Source organism: Sphingomonas sp. TREG-RG-20F-R18-01, assembly GCF_022662475.1.
Lineage (GTDB): Bacteria > Pseudomonadota > Alphaproteobacteria > Sphingomonadales > Sphingomonadaceae > Sphingomonas.
This window is the reverse complement of the sequence record NZ_JAKNQQ010000001.1, coordinates 1-14,533: the sequence shown is the minus strand read 5'-3', so window position 1 is coordinate 14,533 and position 14,533 is coordinate 1. Positions and strand designations below refer to the sequence as shown.

Sequence of the window (14,533 nt, the reverse complement as noted above, 5' to 3'; positions counted from 1 at the left end):
GGTTCCTGCTAAACCGCGCCATCCTTACAAGAAACGGCGTCGTGTCCTATCGGATGACGACATCCGCCGGCCAATGACGGATGGCCGTATTCCCCTCAAACCACGCTGTCCATGACAGGACATGAGACGCCAAAAGCGTTCGGGCCGGAGGGGGAACGAGGTTCTGAAGCCGGGAAGCGGTGACGGGGCGCGCATGCCCGCAGGTCGGTTTTGCCAGCTGCTCGCCAGCAGTTTGTTGCGGAGCCCAAGTGCGTGCGGTATGCGCATCGCGTCGCGCAAAACGACGGCATGCCTTCGTGGCGCGTCGTCGCGCACACGCGGGGCATCGGCCCTGCCAGCGGCTCCACACCACCACCGTGGCCGGCATGACCGCCGGCCGCTGGAGCCGGAGCTCAGGCCATGCGCGAACCCATCACCATCATCGGCGCCGGTCTTGGCGGCCTGACCTTAGCCTGTATCTTGCACCGCTACGGGATCCCGGCGACCATCTATGATGCGGAAGCATCACCGAAAGCGCGCGGGCAGGGTGGGTTGTTGGACATCCACGGGCACAGCGGGCAACGCGCGCTCGCCGATGCGGGGCTTCTCGACGCTTTCCTCGGTCTCGTCAGGCCGGGTGAGGACGCAAAGCGCATCGTCGACAAGACGGGCGCGGTGTTGCTGGATCGGCCAGGCACCTCTGCCTCTGACAGGCCGGAGATCGATCGCGGGGCGCTGCGCCAACTGTTGATCGGCGCGCTCCCCGAAAATACGATACGGTGGGGCCGCAAGATGAGCACCGTTCACGCGATGGGAAAGGGCCGGCACGATATCGCCTTCGCGGACGGCACGCATGTAACGGCCGGATTGCTCGTGGGCGCAGATGGTGCCTGGTCGAAGGTGCGTCCGCTGCTGTCGGACGTGAGACCAGGCTACACCGGCACCTGCTTCATCGAGACCCATCTGTCCGCGGACGATCCCCGCGCCGTGCCTGCGGGGGCGATGATCGGAAGCGGCACGCTCATGGCGGTGGCACCGGGGCAGGGCATTCTTGCGCACCGTAACGCCGATGGCAGCATTCTTGTCTATGTCGCGATCAATCGAAGTGAGCGTTGGGTTGCCGGACTGGACCTTGCCGATCCCGCATCGGGCCTTGCCGAGGTGGCGCAGCTGTTCGACGACTGGGCTCCGTCTCTGCGGACCCTCGCTACCGGAAGCGAGAGCGCGCCGGTGCTCCGGCCAATCTACGCATTGCCGGTAGATCATTCTTGGCCGCGCAGGCCGCACGTTACCCTGCTGGGAGACGCGGCGCACCTGATGTCCCCGTTTGCGGGGGAAGGCGCCAATCTGGCGATGCTGGATGGTGCGGAACTTGCCCGGGCGATCGTCGCGCATCCGGACGACACCGAGCGCGCGTTCGCGACGTACGAGCGCGCGTTGTTTCGCCGGAGCAAAGGCGCTGCCGAGCAGAGCGCCAGGAATCTGGAGCGCTTCTTCGGAACGGGTGCGCCAGCCAGCGTCGTGGAGCTATTCGAATGCTAGACGAAATGGAATGCTGGTGCATCGCGCGCGGACGTCGAGCGCGCTCAAGACAGCAGGAGCGCGCATCCGCTTGCGGGAAGGGGCACGTGGTTTCGAGCGCTGCCGCGTCGCTATTGCGAGCCGCAAATGGGTGTCATCGCCAGGCGCGGTCATGCACGATGTTTCGTGGCTATACCTACGCGACTGGCGAGGCGTTACTGAAACCACGCGCATTCCATAGATCTATGGGCCATTCCCGAGCATCAGACGCCTTGGGCGTGATCGATGAGGTAATTGACGGCGGTCCGACAGGGTTCCGCCGCCACCCGAAGCCTTCGAGCAAGCTCTTCGCGACATCGCGGGTAAGGATTGGAACGCAACGGTTCCCGCCCGACGACGGAGCTGGCGGCGGTGCGCCGGATGCTGGCATCGACGCCGGGACCGCCAATGGCTCGGCGGCTGCGATAGCCGCCGAGCCTTGATCGGTCTTTCTTCGGGCCGGGATCAGACCTGCGCCATGCCGCCATCGACCGGAAGCTCAGCACCGGTGATGAAGCTGCTCTGGTCGCTGGCGAGGAACAGCGCGGCCGAGGCCACTTCCTCGGCACGCGCCATACGGCCGAGCGGGATCAGCTGCGAAAGCGTCGCACGGACCTCCTCGGACGCCGCTGCCATCATCGCAGTGTCCGTCGGTCCCGGCGCGACGACGTTGACTCGGATGTTGCGCGACGCAAGCTCGTTGGCCCAGGTCCGCGCGAACGAACGCACGGCGGCCTTGGTCGCCCCATAGACGCCATAGCCTTTGGTGCCGATCGCGGCGGCGATCGAGCCCACCAACACGATCGATCCACCGTCCGGCATGATCGCCGTCGCACCCCTGGCGGCGAACAGCAACGCGCGTACGTTCAGATCGAAGATCCGGTCGAAATGATCCTCGCTGATCGCGTCGAGCGTGGCGAACTCCGCCATGCCGGCGTTGACGACCAGCACGTCCACCCGGCCGACCTCGTGCCGTACCGTCTCGAAGAAGGCGCCGAGCGCGGCCAGATCGGCGGCATCGACGCGGCGGGCGCGCAGCTTGCCGGCCCCGCGATCGACTTCTCCTTCTTGCGCGTGGCGACTGGTGGCATAGACCGTGGCGCCTTCCGCCGCGAACCGGTCCGCGACGGCGCCCCCGATGCCGCCATGGCCACCGATAACGACCGCGATTTTTCCTGAAAGCATGCTCGTACGTCCTTCCATCACGAATGATGACAGAAAGATATAAAGTGTATATCTAATCACAAGAAGGCACCTGATGGTGCGTAGATATTGAGGCGTATACCTATGGCTACAGACGTGCTCGAACTGCCGCTTGATGTCACCGCGACGCGGCCCATCCTCGATCATATCGCCAACAAGTGGACGGTGCTGATCCTGAGCGTCCTCTGCACGCGCCCGGCGCGGTTTAACGACCTTAAGCGCCGTCTCGATGGCATCACCCACAAGGCCTTGTCCGAGGCGTTGAAACGTCTGGAGCGCAACGGCCTGATCAGTCGCAAGGTCCTGCCGACGCAGCCGATCGGCGTCGAATACACGATTACCGATCTCGGCTGCTCGCTACGCGAACCCTTTGCCGCCCTTTACACCTGGGCGCTCGCCAACGGCGCCGCGCTGGAAAGCGCGCAATGTGTCTATGACGCATTGAAACAGGGCGACCGGTTGCAGGCGGAAATCTAACAATCAGCGCCACGCAACCCCCCTCTCGCACGGTCCCGAATCACGACCCCTTTGCAAAAGATGGCAACGCCACGCTACGGCACTCACGCGCCCTTCCATCCAAAAGGCGCCGGAACGCTCGCTGCCAAGCGCGACCATGCCGTCGATCTGCGTCTGGTTTTCACGCAAAGCAGCGCCACGCATTCCCTTGCTGGCCCGAGGCATTTAACGCCGCCGAGAATGCCAAGCAGCAATCGACGGGAACGGCGGCCGCATGGCGTCACCGATCAGCGCTGGCCGGAGAGAGCGGTCCGCAACGACCGGTGGACAATCATGACACGGAACAAGATCGTGCCGCTCAGAGGAGTGAGGGTTGGATCATGGTGCTTTCCGGGACAGCGGCTTGGTTGCCGCGACGACGCTGTTCGGTCTCTGCGCTGAAGCGGATGTCCATGTCACGATCCCTCGCATAGCCCGCAAGCGCGTCGTCGCCCAGCTCGCCCCATGGCCGCTTCCGGTCGGGGCCGGCGGGTACGCGCGGCAAAAGGCCAGGCTGCTCACTCCACGCGAGAAGCTGCTCCAGCGAGGAAGCGTTGAGCATATCGCGCAGGTGGTGCGCGGTAACATAGGCATCCGGCATTGCCCGGTGCGCGGGGAGGCCCACCGCACGATCCAGGCCAGTCGGCATGCGTTCGTAGCGTAGACCCTGATTGGAGAAACTGGGGAGGGCGGGCCATGTCCGCAGTGCGCACTTCCAGGTGCAAATCCAGCGGGCACCGCCTGACAGCCGGGGCGAGCAGAAACGCTGCTCGAACGTCGCCCGATGCGCCGCCAATGCGACCGTTCCGCCGGTCGGCCGCAGGACTTGCGGCGCCACGTCTTTCCAGAATGGCGCTCCTGCAACGTCTTCGTCCACGATATGGTGGATCGCCATCGTCTGCGTCGAGATCGGCCCGCCGGGATTGACGAACCGGGCACCACGCTCCTCGTCGAGCTCCCAGCGGCCAGTGGTTTCCTGGATGACGTCCTGCCAGCCGATCTCGCACACACTGTGCGAGGCGGAGCCAGCCGTCTCCAGATCGATGACCCGGATGCGCCTACGGGCGGAATTCGCAGAAATCGTCATGTCTCTGGAAGATAACGCCGAATGCAGGTTCCTACAATGTTCTTCGGTTGGCAGGTCCGACTTGCGAGATCGGTTCCGTCCGGTAGCCCGCCTTGGGTAGCCAGCTAGGCGAACAGCCGCGCCGTCCCCCCGGGTTCATTCCCCGGGCGTCCCTCGAGGCGCCGTGCGGACAGGACCAGAAGTACGCGCTACTTGAGAAGCCCCGCGCGTCGCAACGCATCGTCGATGATACGGCGCATCTCGACGACGGGCGCGGGCTTGGGATCGGGGTAGAGCCTCCGTGCCTGCGCGACGCGATGCGTGAGATCCGTTCCGGAAATGGCTGGATCCATGTGCTGCGCGCGTCCAACCGCATCCGACTGTGCGATCGTGTTCGAGCATAGGCCCCAGAACTCGGCGATCCGTTGCGACGACGAAATTGCGGTGTCGAGCATGTACGGACCTGCGACCTCGACCGAGCCCGCGTCGTTGGTATCGAGCGGGATGCCGTGGCCCATGCCGGTGATGCTATACGCTTCCACCACGATCCGGCCGTCGGCGTTGCGCCATGCGCGATGCGGATACCCATTGACGACGTCGGTCACGTGCGGCGCCCCGGCGATGCCGTGAAGCGGCAACCATTGCGCGACGATCGCGTCGGCATTGTCCGGGTTGACCGTTGCGTCACCGCTCCCGTGCCAAACCGAAACGCTGGGCCAGGGCCCGTCGTGATCGGAGGCGCGCCGGATGAGCTCGGCCAGCGCGTCGGGGCGGGTCCGCCCGCCAGAGCGCATCGCGCCGAAGGCGTGCTGCACATTCGTCGCGCAACCGTACGGTAAGCCGGCGATGATCGCGCCGGCTGCGAACGTTTCTGGATAGGTCGCGAGCATGACCGATGCCATTGCGCCGCCTGCCGACAAGCCGGTGACGAAGATGCGGTCGCGCTCGATAGAGTGAGCGACCACGACCGCTTCGATCATCTGGTGGATCGACAGCGCCTCGCCTTCGCCGCGTGCGATGTCGCCCGGCTCGAACCAGTTGAAGCACAGGTTGGCGTTGTTGGTGCGGTCCTGCTCCGGGTAGAGGAGCACGAAGCCATGCCGGTCGGCAAGCCGTGACCAACCCGAGCCGTGATCGTAGCCTGCTGCCGTCTGCGTGCAACCGTGCAATACCACCACGAGCGCAGGGTGTTCCGCCAGGCGCGCTGGCACGTACGCGCGGGCACGCAGAGCGCCGGGATTTGTACCGGATACGGGCAGGTCGACGAGCCGGTCCGCTGCCCCCGTTCCGCCAGCACCTATTGCAATCGCGTCGAAGAATGGATTGCGCATATCTCGCCTCCTGCAGCAGCATCTCAGCGAGAAAATGCTCCATTGCTGCAGTGCAGCATATGGCGCCGCTTTGGCTGATCGCAAGGGTCGGCTCTGCCTCCAGCAGCGTGACAGGTCGTAATCGATCGCAGTGCGAGGCTACTGGCGATCCGCACCGACGATGAATGAGCGGCCGTTATCCGTCAGTCATCAACCGGCGGCGAGGGGCTGGTCCTGCCTCGTTCCAACGTCACTGGCCAACCGCGCCCGCTGCGGCTAAAACGTAGGAAAGGTAGCCGTGTTCAACGACATAAGACCGTTGGATTGTAATCGGAGTGATGCGTGCGAGATATTCGGGAAGAAGCGCGGATCGTCCGCGAGCTGACGCGCGGCAAGGACAGTCCCGACCCCTTCGCTTCCGCAGTCCGGGCGACGCGGATGCCGATGCTCATCACCGATCCACGCCTGCCGGATAACGTCATCGTGTTCGTCAATGATGCCTTTACGAAATTGACCGGCTACGCGCGCAGCGAGATCATCGGGCGCAACTGTCGTTTCCTGCAAGGCCCGGAAACCGATATGGAGGACGTCAAGCGCGTCAGTGACGCGATCAGCGCCCGGGTTCCGATCGAGATCGACCTGCTGAACTACAAGAAGGACGGCACCCACTTTTGGAACCGGCTGCTCGTCTCGCCGGTGTTCGCAGATGACGGTCATCTGCTTTACTATTTCGCGTCGCAATATGACGTGACGCTGGAACGCGAACGGCTGGTCAACCTCCAGCGCGATCGCGATGCGCTCGAAGCCGAGGTGGCACAAAGGGTCGAAGAGCTTCAGGCAAGCGAGGCGCGGTTGCGGTTCGCGTTGGAAGCCGGCCGGCTGGGCTCGTGGAGCATCGATTTGGATACTTACCGTCTTACGGCATCCGACGAGTGCAAGAAGATATGCGGCCGTGCGCCATCCGATCCGCTGACCTTCGAGGATTTGCGAAACTCGGTTCACCCGGACGATCGGCAGATCCAGGCAGATGCGATCGAACGCGCCATCAGGGAGCGTTCGTTGCTCGACGTGGAATATCGCCTGTACACGCCGACCGGGGAACTGCGCTGGGTCCAGGTCAGGGGGCAGGCCAGCTATTGCGCTGACGGCACGCCGCTTGCGCTCGTCGGAACGACGCAGGACGTCTCCAATCGTCGCCGGGCCGACGAACATCGGACCCTTCTGGCCAATGAGCTAAGCCACCGGGTCAAAAACACCCTGGCGTCCTTGCAGGCGATCGTCGCGCAGACGATGCGGCGAGCGACCTCCGTCGAGGACGCTGGAAAAACGCTGGAAGCGCGTATCCAGGCCATGTCTGCTGCGCACGAATTGCTCATCAGCGAACGGTTCGAAAGCGCCTCGTTGCGCTCTCTGCTCGACCGCACGCTGGCACCGTTTGGTATCGAGGACGATCGCCGCTTCAGGATCGTCGGACTGGATCTGCATCTCCCGCCGCGTTTGGTCGTCGCCTTTGCGCTGGCGCTGCATGAGCTTGCGACCAACGCCACGAAATACGGCGCGTTGTCCACCGCAGACGGGGTGGTCGATTTGATATGGGAAGTGGACGACGACCCAAACCCGCACAGTCTGCATCTGACATGGCGGGAAACAGGAGGCCCGCTGGTCGCACCTCCGTCACGAACGAGTTTTGGAACCCAGCTCATCCAGCGTGTACTGGCGCACGAAATCGCCGGCTCAGCCGAGGTCTCCTATCTGCCGGAAGGCGTCGTCTTCAAGGCGATCGCTCCGCTGGTAGACGGCGCCGAAAACGACAACGAAGCCCGGAATACGCTCGAACGGCGCGGCTGGAGGTGAAGAACAGGCGAGCGCGATCCGTCGTAGGGTTGATCCTTGCCGGCAGTTTTCAAGCACGGCGGATCGCCGTCACGGCTTAGGAACGGCTTCGTTGCAGGTTCGTGTTTGAAGACATGGCCGGGAATCGTTGATGACGGACATGATCGCTTCGCCGATTGCTTCCTTCCTCGCAGGCGGCGGCGAGATGGGCGCCTTGATGCGGGCACACGATTGGCCTGCTTCGGGGCATGGGGACGTGGAAAGCTGGTCACAAGCGCTGCGCTCGGCGTTGTCGACCTGCCTCAACGCACAGGCGGTCAGCGCCATCTACTGGGGGCCGGAGTTCCGCTTATTCTATAACGACGCTTATCGTCCCTTCGTCGGGGATCGTCATCCCTGGGCCTTGGGCCGCCCGATGCGCGAAATCTGGCCGACCATGTGGCAGTCCCTCACCGCCGCGGCGCGCCAGGTCTACGAAACGGGATCGGGCGTCGTGGTCGAGAACCAACGCCTGATGATGGAGGGCGACGACGGACTGACCGAACGGTGCTGGTACTACAGCTTCGCGCCGATCCGGGGGGGCACGAACGAGATCGAGGGCATTTTCCTGACGGCGCTCGACACGACCGAGCGGATGCTCGCCGAGAACCGCCTTCGCCTGTTGAATGAGACTCTCGAAACTCGGGTTGCGAAGCAACTCGCCGAGCGCAACGTGCTCGCCACGCTGTTCGAGATCACCGACATGATGATCATGGCCGTTGATCTCGACTACGCCATCACCGCCATCAACAAGGCAAACGCCGACGAGTTCGAGCGAATTTATGGCGTACGGCCCAAGGTGGGCGACAATATGCTCGATCTGCTGGCGAATCGCCCTGCGGAGCAGGCGCAGGTCCGTGCCGGATGGGCGCGCGGGCTGTCGGGCGAGGAGGTCACCTTTGTCGAAGATTTCGGCGATCCCGATCGTGCGCGTCCCTATTATGAAATCAAGTTTCGCACGATCCGGGATGAGGCCGGCGAGCCGATCGGCACCTACCAATTCGTCACCGACGTAACCCAGCGGCTGCGCGATCAGGCGCAGCTTCAGGAGGCGCAGGATGCCCTTCGGCAGAGTCAGAAGCTTGAAGCGATGGGCAGCCTCACTGGCGGGGTGGCGCACGACTTCAACAACCTGCTGACGCCGATCATCGGCTCGCTCGACATGCTGGTGCGCAAGGGGATCGGGAGCGAGCGTGAGCGGCGTCTCATCGATGGCGCGCTCCAGTCGGCCGAGCGCGCAAAGACGCTCGTGCAGCGATTGCTCGCCTTCGCGCGCCGGCAGCCGCTCCAGGCGACGGCGGTGGACCTGTCTTGCCTGATCGAGGGCATGTCGGGGCTGATGGTTTCGACGCTAGGCCCTGCGATCGAGATGACGTTGGACATCGCCGAGCTGCCGCCCGTGAAGGCCGACGCGAACCAGCTCGAAATGGCGCTCCTCAACCTTGCCGTGAATGCGCGCGACGCCATGCCAGAGGGTGGCTCGTTCACCATCGCGGCCGCTCGAGAAAGCGTGCGCGACGGCGATCGGCGTGGCCTTGCACGCGGTCATTACGTTCGCATGAGCGTTCGCGACACCGGCCTGGGGATGGACGCCGAGACATGCCGGCGCGCGATCGAACCGTTCTTCTCGACCAAGGGTATCGGCAAGGGCACGGGCCTCGGACTTTCGATGGTCCACGGCTTGACCGCTCAGCTCGGGGGAGGCCTGACGATCGACAGCGAGCCCGGTGCCGGGACGTCGATCGACCTGTGGCTTCCCATCAGTGCAACGATGCCGGACGACGGGGATGGAGCGATCCCAGCGCCACCGACAGGCCTGGGCCGCGGCGTCGCGCTTCTCGTCGATGACGAGGAACTGGTTCGGATCAGCACGGCGCACATGCTATCCGGTTTCGGCTTTGAGGTGATCGAGGCTGCGTCGGCGAAAGATGCCCTCCGTCTGATGCGGGGCGGCACGCAACCGGACATCCTCGTTACCGACCATCTCATGCCCGGGATGAGTGGCGTAGAGCTCGCGCTTCAAGCCCGTGCGTTGCTGCCTTCGCTGCCGGTCCTCGTGGTGTCCGGCTACGCAGAGATCGAAGGGGTCGCATCGAACCTGCCGCGATTGACCAAGCCGTTCCGGCACGCCGAATTGGCAGCGAGCCTTACGGCCCTGTTGCCGGGGATGTTTGCCTGAGGGAGGTAGTCGATGGGGCAACGTCGTCGGATACCGTCCTGAGCGTCTCGCCGGGCGGAGGATCGCGATACCCCGCGCTGACTACGCCCGAGGCGGCGTCGGCGACAAGCGGCAGGCATCGTAACTTGTTCATCGGGCGCAGTCTCGCCAGCGTGCGGGATCGGGTGATCGCTACCGTCGTTCGGCCCGTGATAGGCGGCGCTCTGTGCCGCTATGCTCGAGCGCTCAGCGCGGGGAGCGCTGCGGTAGTCCGCGGATCCTGTAAGGTCCCGATCGCGTCTCCAGCAGCTGCCCCTTCCAGCTCAGTCCTATCAGCCGTCGCTGACCAGCTCATCCGTTGCTGCGTGGACCGCAGGCATCGCGCTTCGCCAGTCCTGTGCGATCGAGCGGGCCACCTCGCTCGGACAAATCGTCGCCCCCGGTGCGCGATGCGCGAGTATGGACAGTATGGCTGCCTTTGGATCCGTCATTCGGACTGCGTCGGCCCAGCACGTCGATCGGTCAAGCGGTGACCGTCATCTGTTCCCTTACGCAATCAGGTCTTGCGACGCGACTGGACAGACGAATTTGCATGTGTTCAACCCCTCGACGTAACGAGCCACACCGTAGCGGAAGCGGCGATCGCGGCTCAGCGTTCGTTTCCGAAGCAATCCTACCGATAAGCCAATCGTTACCCCATTTGCGAAAACTTAGCTGATAGATGGCGTTCGGGCACATGCTTGTTGCCGGGTAATACTGTGGAATATGCTAGGTGGGTGCGATACCGTAGGTCGTATGCCTCGTTTGCCTCATCGCCGCGCCGCGCGCTCGATCGCGCTGTCCCTCCTGACCCTCACCGCCGGGTCGGCCGCCGGGCGCCCATCCGTCGATGGGACCGTCGTCCTGATCGCGCCGATGGCCGTCACGCCCGTGGCGCAGCTTCCGGGCATGCTCGCCAACAAGGTCGAGCATCTCGCGCAGATCGATCCTGACCATCCGGTCGGTCCCGACAGCGATCTCCAGACGCTAAGCCTGTTCGGGCGCGAGGACCTGATCGCGCCGTCGAGCCCAAGTTACACGCCGACCCATTGCGCGCCGCTCGCGTCGGCAACTCCCGTGCTAGCGGAGATCGCGCGCCGCGCACGCGAGACGCGCATCGTCATCATCAACGAAAGTCACGAACGCTCGGAACATCGGGGCTTCACCGCTCGGGTCGCGCGCGCACTGCGACCGCTTGGCTACGACGTGCTTGCGCTCGAGACGCTATCGAACCCGCCTGCGGACGTACCGGCGCGGTACCTGCCGTCGTTCCGCCTCCACCCGGAACGCAACTATTTCGCAGATGACGACGGGCATTATCTGTCGGAGGCGGGTTATGGGCGGTTCGGGCGCACGGCCAAGACACTTGGTTACACATTGTTGGCATATGAGGACGTACGCGAGCCCAGCCCAAGCGCGACCCCGGCCGAACAGATCGCGACACGCGAGGAGGCGCAGGCGACCCTGCTGGCGGCGTTCGTCGCAAGCCACCCGCGCGCGCACCTGCTTGTCCATGTCGGGTATTCGCACGCGGCTGAAGTGCCACAGGCGGGAGGCGCCCGCTGGATGGCGGCGCGGCTGAAGCAGAAGACCGGGATCGACCCACTGACCATCTCGCAAACGACCTGTCGTGGCGGCGGTGCCACGACGCGGCTGGCGGTGTTGCCTGCCGGACAGCCCGCCGGGAGCTTTGATTTGGTAGTCGATCACCCGGGGGCACGGTTCGTTCAGGGCCGACCCGAATGGCGCCGGGCCGCAAGCGACCAGCTTGTCGCCATCCCGCGCGCACTGCACCCGCTGCACGGCTGGCGCGTGATCGAGGCGCGCCCGTTGGGGGAGCCCGATCTGTCGGTACCGATGGACCGCGTCGCGATCCGTCCGGGCGAGGACGTCGCGCTGCTGCTGCCACCGGGGCGCTATGCCCTTCGCGCGATCGACGTGGGTGCCAAGACACCCGCACGGTGAGCCGGCATGAACGCATGGCCGAAGCGCCTCGTCCCCTTTTGCACGACCTTCGGGGCGGCCCTTACCGATCAGCTGCGAGAACATCCTCTCGTATTGGTCGCGCAGGTCCCAGTGCGGCGGGGGCTCTCAACGGCAGGCCGTCCGCCGCGAAATGTGGTCCGCCGCCCATGATTGCCGAAATCGGCTGTTCGGTCCGCGCTTCATGTCAGTGCAGGCACGGGCCTTACCGAGATGGCCGCGCCGTGCCTGCCGATCCGCGCCAGCACATCGTGCAAAGCAAGGCGACGTTCGGCGCGGCCCAAGTTCAGCCCTACACCGCCGTCCGCGCATAGGATCGGCCGCACGCCGACGTGACGTGAACGCGGTACTCAACCTGCTTGCGAACCCGTACCCACCCTCGCTGCGACCTACTCGAACGCGACCGGAGCCATGCGCTGGTCAGCCGATACCGTTCAGCGCCGCCACCGCCTGGTCGGGAAGCGCCAGCGCCGCCGCGGCGAGGTTTTCGCGGAGGTGCGCGATCGACGAGGTGCCGGGGATCAGCAGGACATTGGGAGACCGCCGCAGCAGCCATGCAAGAGCGACCTGCATCGGCGTCGCGTCCAGTGTGGCCGCCACGTCGGACAAGATCTGTGACTGAAGCGGATTGAACCCGCCAAGCGGGAAAAACGGCACATAGGCAATGCCGTCCGCGGCAAGCGTATCGATCAAGGCATCGTCACCGCGATGCGCGAGGTTATACTGGTTCTGCACGCAGACGATGTCGACGAGGCCGCGCGCCTGCTTGACCTGCGTGGGCGTTGCGTTGCTCAGCCCGATATGGCGGATCAGTCCCTGTGCCTGCAGCGCGGCGAGCGCGGTCAGCTGCGGCTCGACCGAACCTTCCGCCGGGCCATGGTCGCCGCCTTCTCCCATCAGCCGCATGTTGACGACGTCCAGCACGTCCAGTCCGAGGTTGCGCAGGTTGTCGTGTACCGCCGCGGTCAGCGCCGCTGCGTCCTGCGCCGGGTTCCAGGAGCCATCGTCGCCGCGAACCGCGCCGACTTTCGTCACGATGGTCAGTTCGTCGTGATACGGGTGCAGCGCTTCGCGGATGATCTGGTTGGTGACGTGCGGCCCATAGAAATCGCTCGTATCGATATGGTCGACCCCGTGCGCGATCGCTTCGCGCAGGACGGCGAGCGCGGTATCGCGGTCGCGCGGGGGGCCGAACACGCCGGGGCCGGCCAGTTGCATGGCACCATAGCCGAGCCGCTTCACGGTGCGGTCACCGATCCGGAAGCTGCCGGCCTGTTCGATCCTGTTCATGTCGTTCTCCTCTTCCCCTTCCAGATAGTCGTTGCCGAAGTGCGCGATAATCCTGCATGGTTCGCACGGGCTGTACGGAAAACCGGACGATGGACGCGGACCTCGGAGACCTGACGGCATTCCTCGCGGTCGCGAAAGCGCGCGGCTTTCGTGACGCGGCGCGGACGAGCGGTGCCAGCGCCTCCACGCTGAGCGAAGCCGTGCGCCGCCTGGAGACACGGCTCGGCGCACGCCTGCTCCACCGCACGACGCGCAGCGTCACGCCAACCGAGGCCGGTGCGGCGCTCATCGCGCGGCTGACCCCGGCACTCGGCGAAGTCGACGCAGCCCTGGACGCTGTCGGCCACTTCCGGGACGGCGCGGCGGGGGCGCTCCGACTGAACGTCCCGATCAGTGCCGCGCGGCTCGTGCTGCCCGCGATCCTGCCCGGTTTCCTGGCCGCACATCCCGGCATCCGGCTGGAAATCGTTGCGGAAGACAGCTTCGTCGACGTGCTCGCCGCGGGGTGCGATGCCGGCATCCGCTACGACGAACGACTCGAGCAGGACATGATCGCGGTGCCTATCGGGCCGCGCGTCCAGCGCATGGCGACGGCCGCGGCGCCGTCCTATCTCGATCGACATGGCCGCCCGGATCACCCGCGCAGCCTGCTGGATCACGCGTGCGTGCTCGGACGTTTTGCGAGCGGTGCCCTGACCAGCCCCTGGGAGTTCGAGCGTGCCGGGGAAATCGTGCGCGTCGAACCGCGCGGACCGTTGATCGTGCAGGTCGGCGGGGCGACCGATCTCGCCGTCGACGCCGCCATCGCAGGCGTCGGGATCATCTCGGTGTTCGAGGATTGGCTGCGCCCGCATCTCGAAAGCGGCGTGTTGGAGCCGGTGTTGCAGGACTGGTGGCAGCCGTTTTCCGGGCCGTTCCTCTACTATTCGGACCGTCGCCTGGTGCCGCCACCGCTGCGTGCGTTCATCGCGTTCATCAGGGCGAAGGCGATCTAGCGGACCGCGCGTTGCGCACGCCGTGATGATGCTCGCATGAGCGCGCGGTCGAGGATGGCGGCGCGCCGCGTCGTGCGCCATTGGCTCGGTGACCGGAGCCGCATCCGGCAAGTCGGATACAGGCGACGCGCGCCCGCGTCCCCGCCGCGTTTCGCTGTCGACCCGCCTCAGATGTCGAGGCCGGTGAGGTACGGGTGGGCGAGCACGCGCAGTGCATTGCGCGCACTGATCGCGGTATCGTTGACCAGACGACTGCCGGCGACGGTGCGGTACAGCGCGACACAATGGTTGATCCTGACGAAACGCGCACCGGCGGCGGCTGCGCGGGTATAGAAATCCCAGTCGTTGCAATTGTGGAAGCTGGGATCGAAACCGCCGATGCGGTCGACGATCGCCCGCGAAACGATCGACCAGCTCGGGCCAACCACCCCGCCGCTGGCAAGGCCACGGCGGATACAGTCGCCATCCCAACCGCATTCCGGGGCGCCGGGTGCCTCGTGACCCTCGACACGCGCAAAATGTCCGACGACGATCTCGAACGCACCATGCCCGGCGCCATCGAGCAGCGCCTGCGCCGCGCCCA

11 protein-coding genes and 1 pseudogene are annotated in these 14,533 nt (G+C 65.2%); 6 read left to right on the top strand and 6 right to left on the bottom strand.

Annotated elements, in window-relative coordinates:
- Positions 1 to 399 precede the first annotated feature (399 nt).
- A complete protein-coding gene (locus tag L8K25_RS00060; RefSeq protein WP_242136884.1) occupies positions 400 to 1,521 on the top strand; it encodes an NAD(P)/FAD-dependent oxidoreductase in 1,122 nt (373 codons plus the stop codon).
- A 483-nt stretch (positions 1,522 to 2,004) separates the two neighbouring features.
- Here L8K25_RS00060 and L8K25_RS00055 read toward each other — a convergent pair whose 3' ends face one another.
- Positions 2,005 to 2,724 (bottom strand): SDR family oxidoreductase, encoded by a 720-nt coding sequence (locus L8K25_RS00055; RefSeq protein WP_242136883.1) that lies wholly within the window; start codon positions 2,722 to 2,724, stop codon positions 2,005 to 2,007.
- A 102-nt stretch (positions 2,725 to 2,826) separates the two neighbouring features.
- Here L8K25_RS00055 and L8K25_RS00050 point away from each other — a divergent pair, with 102 nt between their 5' ends.
- Positions 2,827 to 3,219, top strand: a complete 393-nt coding sequence (locus tag L8K25_RS00050; RefSeq protein ID WP_242136882.1) for a helix-turn-helix domain-containing protein — start codon at positions 2,827 to 2,829, stop codon at positions 3,217 to 3,219.
- A gap of 337 nt (positions 3,220 to 3,556) precedes the next feature.
- On the opposite strand, the gene L8K25_RS00045 is transcribed toward L8K25_RS00050, so the two are convergent.
- Positions 3,557 to 4,324: a 3'-5' exonuclease gene (locus L8K25_RS00045; protein ID WP_242136881.1), complete on the bottom strand. Its 768-nt coding sequence runs from the start codon at positions 4,322 to 4,324 to the stop codon at positions 3,557 to 3,559.
- 188 nt (positions 4,325 to 4,512) lie between these two features.
- Positions 4,513 to 5,634 carry a PHB depolymerase family esterase gene (locus L8K25_RS00040; protein WP_242136880.1) on the bottom strand — a complete coding sequence of 374 codons (1,122 nt, stop codon included), beginning with the start codon at positions 5,632 to 5,634 and terminating at the stop codon, positions 4,513 to 4,515.
- Positions 5,635 to 5,955: 321 nt separating this feature from the next.
- Between L8K25_RS00040 and L8K25_RS00035 the strand changes: the two genes are divergently transcribed.
- Complete coding sequence (locus L8K25_RS00035) at positions 5,956 to 7,467, top strand: PAS domain-containing protein (protein WP_242136879.1); 1,512 nt, start codon at positions 5,956 to 5,958, stop codon at positions 7,465 to 7,467.
- Positions 7,468 to 7,597: 130 nt separating this feature from the next.
- Positions 7,598 to 9,664 carry a PAS domain-containing protein gene (locus L8K25_RS00030; RefSeq protein ID WP_242136878.1) on the top strand — a complete coding sequence of 689 codons (2,067 nt, stop codon included), beginning with the start codon at positions 7,598 to 7,600 and terminating at the stop codon, positions 9,662 to 9,664.
- Between the two features lie 311 nt (positions 9,665 to 9,975).
- Here the strand turns inward: L8K25_RS00030 and L8K25_RS22785 are convergent, their stop codons facing one another.
- The gene (locus tag L8K25_RS22785; protein ID WP_347341133.1) at positions 9,976 to 10,134 is read right to left on the bottom strand and encodes a DUF3253 domain-containing protein; all 159 of its coding nucleotides are present in this window, start codon (positions 10,132 to 10,134) and stop codon (positions 9,976 to 9,978) included.
- A 304-nt stretch (positions 10,135 to 10,438) separates the two neighbouring features.
- Between L8K25_RS22785 and L8K25_RS00020 the strand changes: the two genes are divergently transcribed.
- Positions 10,439 to 11,647, top strand: a complete 1,209-nt coding sequence (locus L8K25_RS00020) for a hypothetical protein (protein WP_242136877.1) — start codon at positions 10,439 to 10,441, stop codon at positions 11,645 to 11,647.
- A 438-nt stretch (positions 11,648 to 12,085) separates the two neighbouring features.
- Here the strand turns inward: L8K25_RS00020 and L8K25_RS00015 are convergent, their stop codons facing one another.
- Positions 12,086 to 12,955 (bottom strand): aldo/keto reductase family oxidoreductase, encoded by an 870-nt coding sequence (locus L8K25_RS00015; protein ID WP_242136876.1) that lies wholly within the window; start codon positions 12,953 to 12,955, stop codon positions 12,086 to 12,088.
- A gap of 89 nt (positions 12,956 to 13,044) precedes the next feature.
- Here L8K25_RS00015 and L8K25_RS00010 point away from each other — a divergent pair, with 89 nt between their 5' ends.
- On the top strand, positions 13,045 to 13,950 hold the full coding sequence (locus L8K25_RS00010; RefSeq protein WP_242136875.1) for a LysR family transcriptional regulator: 906 nt from the start codon (positions 13,045 to 13,047) through the stop codon (positions 13,948 to 13,950).
- A gap of 167 nt (positions 13,951 to 14,117) precedes the next feature.
- On the opposite strand, the pseudogene L8K25_RS00005 reads toward L8K25_RS00010, so the two are convergent.
- Positions 14,118 to 14,533: pseudogene (locus L8K25_RS00005) on the bottom strand (glycosyltransferase family 2 protein); the annotation flags it as partial.